Annotated in this window: 6 protein-coding genes; 4 read left to right on the top strand and 2 right to left on the bottom strand. The window is 53.3% G+C overall.

What is annotated here, in order from left to right; translation table 11 throughout:
* The first annotated feature begins 115 nt into the window (after nt 1-115).
* The 4 genes from POTG_RS05805 to POTG_RS05820 all read left to right on the top strand — a co-directional run bounded on the left by POTG_RS05805 (nt 116) and on the right by POTG_RS05820 (nt 4,416).
* A complete protein-coding gene (locus POTG_RS05805) occupies nt 116-1,114 on the top strand; it encodes a glycosyltransferase (protein WP_009223883.1) in 999 nt (332 codons plus the stop codon).
* The gene (locus POTG_RS05810; protein WP_036644388.1) at nt 1,111-1,884 is read left to right on the top strand and encodes a GNAT family N-acetyltransferase; all 774 of its coding nucleotides are present in this window, start codon (nt 1,111-1,113) and stop codon (nt 1,882-1,884) included. Before POTG_RS05805 ends, POTG_RS05810 begins: the two co-directional genes overlap by 4 nt.
* Before the next feature lie 294 nt (nt 1,885-2,178).
* Nucleotides 2,179-3,090, top strand: coding sequence for a polysaccharide deacetylase family protein (locus POTG_RS05815; protein WP_009223885.1), 912 nt, complete (start codon nt 2,179-2,181; stop codon nt 3,088-3,090).
* Between the two features lie 36 nt (nt 3,091-3,126).
* Nucleotides 3,127-4,416 (top strand): MFS transporter, encoded by a 1,290-nt coding sequence (locus POTG_RS05820; RefSeq protein ID WP_009223886.1) that lies wholly within the window; start codon nt 3,127-3,129, stop codon nt 4,414-4,416.
* A gap of 29 nt (nt 4,417-4,445) precedes the next feature.
* Here POTG_RS05820 and POTG_RS05825 read toward each other — a convergent pair whose 3' ends face one another.
* Nucleotides 4,446-6,173 (bottom strand): putative bifunctional diguanylate cyclase/phosphodiesterase, encoded by a 1,728-nt coding sequence (locus POTG_RS05825; protein ID WP_009223887.1) that lies wholly within the window; start codon nt 6,171-6,173, stop codon nt 4,446-4,448.
* Nucleotides 6,174-6,379: 206 nt separating this feature from the next.
* Nucleotides 6,380-7,396, bottom strand: coding sequence for a helix-turn-helix transcriptional regulator (locus POTG_RS24220; RefSeq protein ID WP_009223888.1), 1,017 nt, complete (start codon nt 7,394-7,396; stop codon nt 6,380-6,382).
* Between the last annotated feature and the right edge of the window lie 260 nt (nt 7,397-7,656).

Here is a 7,656-nt window from a genome sequence, read left to right on the forward strand (position 1 = left end):
AACCTCGTAGTCCCGAATTCGTAGCGATTAACGTCCCTCAGGTCCGTTAGCGGTTGACGAAGCAAGACATGACGTGGCAAGCACATATTACTATAACAACTAGAGGCGGGATCAAATGAAGAAAGTCGGTTTAGTCATGCGAAAAATCCAGTTTGCGGAAGCCCAAGGCCCGCGCGTGTTTGCGGAGCGGCTGCGCGACATCGGCCGGGAGCTAGGCGTGGAGGTTGTATTTATCTCGCCGGAGCGCCATGTCAGCGGACACGATTGGCTTCCCGGCTATGAGCACGAGAAGGGCGATCTGGTCAATTACGATATCGTGCTGGACCAAATTTATTCGCAGAACATCGAGCACGTGATTTATACGGTATCCGGGTTTACTTTTCTCAAAATGTTCCTCCCCAAGAGCGTACTGTTCCCACACAGTTTCCCTGACCCGGCGTTGACCGGGTATGAGATGATGAAGCCGTTTTACGGGATTGTGGACAAGGCGATCGTACAGACGGAGTTTTTGCGGAAGCAAATGAACGACGTGTTCGGTGTGACGGATGTGGACGTGATTCCCATCGGATTTAACGAAGCGTTGGCGGAGCGGTTTTTTGACCCCTCGGTTATCGTGGAGAATCGGGTACTCTGGATCGGACGGGACGAGGAGAACCGGCGGCCGGACCTGGTGCTGGAATATGCGCGGCAAAATCCGGACAAGGACGTCGTGATGGTGTTTGGCGGGGAGCGTTACAAGGAAAGTGTGAAAAAATACAACATCCCCCACAACGTCACCCTGCGGTTTGCGTTAAGCCAGGATGAAGTGTTTTCGCTGATGAACTCGGCCAAGGTGTACTGGAGCTGCTCCCGGTTTGATACCTTTGCAATGCCGCTGACCGAAGCGCTCGCGATGGGCAAAATCGTCGTCAAGCCGGAGCATCCCTGCTATGGTCACATTAGCTCCCGTCACGCCTTTGCCGGCAACGAGAACAACTGGTTTGAACTGGTCAACATGGCGGCAGCCTCACCGCTGAAGTATTCCAGGGACAACCGGGATTACGCCTTTGAGAAGTTTTCGGCGACAGTGATGAAGAGAGGATACGAGCGCTTCTTTGGAGAGTGGCTCAAATGAGCGGGCGGACGGAAGAAACCGAGGTAGCTGATCGATTGGAGCAATTGGCCGCAAGTGGGTGGCCTCCGCGCGAGTTGGAATGGCTTGGCACTTGGCGGCTTCGGGCAAACGACGGCGTCACAACAAGGGCGAACAGTGTGCTGGCAGCCGGACCTTTTCCAGAGGGCGATTGGCTTGCCATCGTGGAGCACTTTTACCGGGAACGTGGACTGAGACCCTGCTTTCACGTCAGTGAATCTTCACCTCAAGAGTTGGATGGGCTGCTGGCCGCGGCGGGGTATGAGATCTCGATGAACTGCCTGCTGCTGGCGGCTTCTAGCCAGGATGTACTTCAGCGATCCACCGTTTACGAGGCTGACGATGTGGAGTTGGTTTATAAAGCGGGACCGGTCGAGTCATGGATGGACGCATTTCTACGGATGGAGGGATTTCCGGAGGAACGCCGGGCCGGATATACGTCGATCTTTACAGCAATGCCCACACCTAAGGCGTTTGCGGCAATCTATGAAGCGGGTGAGCCGGTGGGCTTAGCTACCGTGGTCATTGAGAAGGGCCGGGCCGGGATCAGCAATGTTGTTGTCGATGCACGCCACCGCCGCAAGGGGATCGCCGGCCGCCTCCTGCGTGCGCTAGCGTCTTGGGCGATAGAGAACGGCGCGGAAGGTATGCACCTGCAAGTGCTGGCGAACAACGCACCGGCGTTGGAGCTCTATAATAAGCTTGGCTTTACGGTCGTGTCGGAATATCATTACAGAGTTCTCAATAGCTGATAACGGAAAGGGCAGTCGGATACCGATTGCCCTTATTTTTTTTGCCTGAGCAGGAATTATCAGGGTGTAAGCGAAATTACAAACTTATGAACTATAGGCTTAGGTTCCAACATACACTTGGTATATAAATTCATCGGCCAAAGAAAGGGCTGAGCTCTGTGATACGTTCGTCATCAATCGGGATTCGCAGTTTTATCCATAACCGAAGGTACACTTCGGTTATTTCCACCATTTATGTAAGCGTTTTAATTATCAAGCTCATTGAAATTAGAGCAGAAACGGAGGAGAAGGCAAATGACATTGGCAGAGCGATTGGGGTACGGGCGGGAAGCCAAACTGTTGATTGTGAATGCGGACGATTTTGGAATGTGCCATGCGGAAAATACGGCGATAACCCAACTGCTACAGGAACGGGCGGTCTCCTCGGCGACGGTCATGATCCCTTGCTCCTGGGCCAAGGAGGCGGTGGCGTGGAGCGTTGCCAATCCGGAATTCGATGTGGGGGTCCATCTGACGTTCACCAGCGAATGGAACGGATATAAGTGGGGGCCGGTCACCCGGGATGGGGACGTGCGGACATTGGTGACAGAGGAAGGTTATTTTCCCGAGGACGTTGCTCGCTTCGAATTGCAAGCCAGCCGGCCGCAAGTGCGCCTTGAGATGATTAACCAGGTGGAGACGGCGCTGGCGTTAGGCTTAGCACCTACACACCTCGATAACCACATGGGCAGCTTGTATGGATTGGCAACCGGCCATCATTTCCTTGATGTGGCGTTTGAGATTTGTGCGGATTACGGCCTGCCCTTCCGTTTGCCGCGTTCGTTGCCGCAGGTAGGGAAATTGCCGCCGGAGGCGAACGCCCTGATTCATCAGGTCACCGAGCTCGCCGATCGGATGGGCGTGATCCTCCTCGGTGATCTCATCGGTTTGCCCTTTGGCAAGCAGCCGGGCGAAACGTACGAAAGCTACAAACGCGATATGATCACCGTCCTTAAAGCGCTCCGTCCCGGTGTCTCGGAGATTATCATCCATCCGGCGCTCGCGACGGAAGAACTGAAGGCCATCCACAACGAATGGGAAAAAAGACAATGGGATTATCAACTGTTCCGTGATCCGGACATTAAGGCGGTTCTTGCGGAGGAAGGCATCGAGATGATCCGCTGGAAGGACTTGCAGGACCTTCAGATGTCACAGCAGCGGCCCTAAGGCCGGCCGGCGGATCGAATAAAGGAGGCAGGGCGGATGATGCGAACCGCAAATCCGGGAAACCGGACGGAGCTTCAAAAGGTAGCCTACAGCTCGGGCAATCTGGCGGTAAATTTGATGTCGCAAGCTTTTGCAACCTATCTCGTCTATTATTACGTCGACGTGCTGGGCGTAAGGCCCGCCTGGATCAGCTTGGCGATGATATTTCACGGCGTGCTGAATGCCGTGCTGAACCCGCTGTTTGGCCATCTGTCCGACCGGACCCGCACCCGGTTCGGCAGACGCCTTCCCTATATCGGTTTTGGCCTGGTTCCGCTGGCCGCAGCGTTTGCGTTGCTGTGGACGCCGCCGGCGGCGGAAGGGGCGGCCTTTCCTTATTTTATAGGAACCGTAATCCTGTACGATGCATTATTCGTCTTGGTTGTTCTGAATTACTCGGCCTTGTTCCCGGAGATGTTTCAGAGCATCAAGGACCGAGCGTATGTCTCTTCGTGGCGGCAAATGATGGGGATCGTGGGCATGATTGTAGGTGTCGCCATTCCGCCGCTCCTCTATTCACAGATCGGTTGGGGCTCCATGGGGGTTATATTTGCTGTATTGTCGGCCGTATTCCTAGCGTTATCCCTTTGGGGCAGCCGGGAACATCACGATACGGTACGTGCCACCTTCCGTTTGACCACAGCGGTTCGACATACTCTGGGAAACCGAGCGTTTGTCCTGTACGTGACCGGAAGTTTCCTGGTGCAGTTTACATTTGCGCTGCTGCCCGCCGGGATTCCGTTCTACACCAAATACGTTCTGGGCCGCGAGGAAAGCTACAACACCTTGCTGCTAGGGGGGATCTTTCTCACCGCCATTCCTTGCGTATTCCTGTGGGGACGGATCACAGCGAAATACGGCGCCCGGCAGGGGATCCTCATTGCGATGGGCTGCTATACAGCGGCGTTGCTGCCGTTCGGCTGGGTGACACAGGCAGGAGGGGCGATTGCCACCGCCGCTGCCGTCGGCATCGGATTGGCAGGGTTGCTGGTGCTGCTCGACGTCCTGTTGTCTGAGGTGATCGATGAGGATGAGCGGCGTACCGGCGCAAGACGGGAGGGCATGTACTTCGGCATGAACGGATTTATCGTGAGATGGGGAGTTTCGCTGCAGGCTGCTTGCATGGGGCTCATCCTGGAGGCGAGCGGTTACGACGCCGCATTAAACGAACAGCCGGCATCGGCCGCGATCGGCATCCGATGGATGCTTAGCGGGATACCGGCTGGAGCCTTGCTGCTGGCATGGTTATTTTTTTACTTATTCCCTTTGGGGAAGAGAACGTCGTGACCGGAGTGTATCGAGAGCCATGACGCGCATTAACTCGATTTCAGCAATCCCTCTATGGCTTCCGCGTTAAGCGGACGGCTGTAATAGTAGCCTTGAATTTGATCGCAGCCGTTTTGCTGCAGGAATTCGAACTGAGCTTTCGTCTCGACGCCCTCGGCCAGCACCGTCATGCCCAGCGATTTGCCTAACTGGATGATGGAGCGCAGCAGAGAGTTGTCGCGTTCGGAGCACGGGGTCTCCTGCACGAAGGTGCGGTCGATTTTCAGCACCTGAACCGGGAGCGATTTTAAGTAATGAATCGAGGAGTAGCCTGTCCCAAAATCGTCTACAGAGAGCGAGATGCCTTTTTGCTGCAAGGCAGTTAAGGTATCCTTGATCATCACATGATCGTTTAATAACGATTCGGTTACCTCCAGCTCCAAATACTGCGGGGCCAAACCCGTCTCGTTCAGCACTTGTTCAACGGTACGCAAGAATTGCGGATGCCGGAACTGCACTGCCGAGACATTCACCGATACCGGCAGCTTCGGATGCCCGGCATCTTGCCATCGTTTGTTCGCTTTGCACGCTTCCCGCAGGACCCATTCGCCCAATTCAACGATAAACCCATTCTCCTCGGCGATCGGAATAAAAGAGTTTGGCGGAATGTATCCCTGCACCGGATCCTTCCAACGGATCAGCGCTTCAAAGCCGGTCAGCTCTTTGGTTGAGGCATTCACCTTGGGCTGGAAGTGCAGCTCGAACTCCCCTTCCGCCAGTGCGCGGATCATTTTTTTCTCTAACGTGATTTGGGTCTTCAGCCGGTCCATCAGGTATTGATCATAGTAATGCGGGCCTTCCAGCGCTTCCTTCTTGGCTTCTTTCATCGCCATTTCCGCATGCTGCAGCAGTTGATGGATGTCGGAGCCGTCGTCCGGGTAGAGGCTGATCCCCATTCCGAAACCGACCTGGAACGCTTCGCCGGATAGGGTGTAAGGCTCTCTGAGCGCTTGGTTCAAATCTAGTGCAAGTGTATGTATGTATAATGGATCCGTTATGTTCGACACCAACACGAAAAATTCATCCGCAAAATTCCGACACATCGGGGTTCCATCCGGGAAAGAACGGCGCAGTCTTTCTGCGACTTGACGCAGCAGCTCATTGCCTTTGCTCTCGCCATGGCTTTCATTAATCAGCCGGAAACGGTTTAGGTTGATGCAAATGACGGCGGCCGTGGTATGCTCGGCTTGGGCCGAAAGCAGCTCGGCGTACATCAGTTCCTTAAAATAGTTCGAACTCATCAGGTGGGTCGCCGGATCGAAATGGGACAACTGGCGGAGCTGTTCCGTTGAAGCCTGCTGCTTCTCCACTTCCCGGGTCACGTCGAACTGAAGCCCGATGAAATAGAGAAGATGCCCCTCCGCATCCAAAATGGGACTGATGACAAATTGGTTCCAGAAGGTGCTGCCGTCCTTTTTATAGTTCTTGATCGTTACTGTAGCGGCTCCAATTTCCTTGATCGCTTTCCGAATGACGGCGAGATGTTCCTTGTTGGTCTCTTTCCCCTGAAGGAAACGGAGATTTCGGTTGAGAACTTCTTCTCGCTTGTATCCGGTAATCTTCTCAAACCCTTGATTGACATAGACCAACGGATTGTCCGGAAGATTCGGATTTGTAATGGCCAAGCCAACGCCCATCCTGTCAATGGCCTGAAGCAAGGCCGAAGCGGTGAGCATGAATTCTGGCCGGAATAGGGAGCTTATCTGGTCGTCTTCCACAATACAAAGCCTCCTCGAAATGATCCGCTGAAGAAGTAGAATAACCGACGATGTGCGTCATACGGGAGAATCCAATAAAACTTTAGCTTATGAATCCATCATACATGCGGCATGGCACCGATGGCAATCGATTTTTCCAATAAGCTGCGACGATAGACGCACATCCTTCCACCTAACTGCCAGGATTCGTAATGATAGAGAACTTGTCATTTCGAACCGGTCGGAACAGAGATTAACAGCTTAAGCAGTTGTGTCCGGTTGCTGGCCCCCACTTTTTGAAAAATGGAGCGCATATGCTTCTTAATTGTGACTTCGCTGAGAAAAAGGCGGGAGGCGATGTCACGGTTGGTCAGCCCCTCGGAGGCGAGAGCGGCAACCTCCTTCTCGCGATGGGTCAAATCCGTGCGGGCGTAAATGGCCGCCTCCGGCTTCAACTTCGGCAGACTCTCCGGGGCCGGGGAGCCATCCAAGACCATCGCTTCACAGCCTCTCGGGCGTGCCTCGTCACGCAGGCCTGGAAGGGCCGGTTCGCCGTCGTTGGCGTTGTGCTCACCGAGCAGCGAAGTGAGCATCACAGGCAAGCCGTCCGTTTGCTTCCAGATGCGCTGAATTTGGTCCGGTTCAACGATTCCGCGTCCCCGCAAAAAAGCGACAACGCTGTGATAGTCCAGGTTCTTGAGCGGCATCCGATAGATGGTATATTTCCACAGCGGGCATCCCGTCCACTTGCTGGACAACGGATTCCGGCCGGTGATGATGCTGAGGCAACGGTCCTTAATTTGCGGAATAAAAAAATCACGAAACCAATCATCCATCGTCTCCAGCAGTTCATACGTATCAATAAATAAAAGCACAGCCCCCAAATTAGCTCGTTTATTGACGGCCTCGATGGCAGCTCTGATGATAAAGTCGGGATCGGATAATGAGGGGAGGGTGTCCAACAAACCGAGCTGGAACAGGATTTGCCGGCAGATTTCTTCGGGTGTGGTTTTGATTTTCGCGGCATCAAGTGTGATTACGGCTGCGCCTTGTTTTGCGGCTTGCTTCTGAAATTCCTCAGCTAGAGAGCTTTTTCCTACACCGGAGGAGCCGTAGATGTTGATGATTCGCTCCATACTAGAATAGTGCTTTAGATATAACGAAAAGACCTCCAACTCCCACTCACGACCTACGATCCGGGATGGCCAACCAGGGTCCTGGTGCTCATGTTGTGTTAGCCTCATCGTTCTTCACCCCCCCTCGCCATTTTACCATTTATGTTATCATAGTTCAGAATATCGCTGAATTTAAAGTTGGAATAGTGACTTTTTGTATAATTATGTCGAACTATGCTTTTCCAAAGTATACTTTGGGGTAATGTCTCATTTTCTGTCGTCATGATAAATTCGATCTTGGAGAATAAGAATTTCTTCTAGGCCAAAAGGCTTAGTGAATAAACATAGATGCGCAAGCGTTCTTCATTGATAGTTGAATTTTTTCATAT

The organism is Paenibacillus sp. oral taxon 786 str. D14 (assembly GCF_000159955.1).
GTDB classification, from domain to species: Bacteria; Bacillota; Bacilli; order Paenibacillales; family Paenibacillaceae; genus Fontibacillus; species Fontibacillus phoenicis.